At 64.3% G+C, this 294-nt stretch carries 1 pseudogene; it reads left to right on the top strand.

From position 1 onward, the window contains the following. A pseudogene (locus tag EN824_RS34565) lies at positions 1-294 on the top strand (glycolate oxidase iron-sulfur subunit); the annotation flags it as partial.

Below are 294 nucleotides of genomic sequence, written 5' to 3'. Positions count from 1 at the left end.
TGGCCGCATGTCGAAGCAGGCGTCGAGGCTATCGTGATGAACGCGTCGGGCTGCGGCGCAACCGTCAAGGAATACGCGCACCTGCTGCGGCACGATCCGGCGTATGCGGAGAAAGCGCACCGCATCGTCGAACTGACACGCGACATCGCCGAAATCCTGCCGGAATTCGAGGAAGAACTTGTCGCGCTCACGCGCCGCCGCGCGATCCATACCGTCGCGTTTCATCCGCCTTGCACGCTGCAGCATGGGCAGCAGGTGCGCGGCAGGGTCGAGCATCTGTTGACGAAGCTCGGC

The sequence above is a fragment of the Mesorhizobium sp. M8A.F.Ca.ET.181.01.1.1 genome, from assembly GCF_004792025.1.
GTDB lineage: Bacteria > Pseudomonadota > Alphaproteobacteria > Rhizobiales > Rhizobiaceae > Mesorhizobium.
Note: the sequence above shows the minus strand (reverse complement) of the source record. Positions and strands in the feature narration are given on the sequence as shown.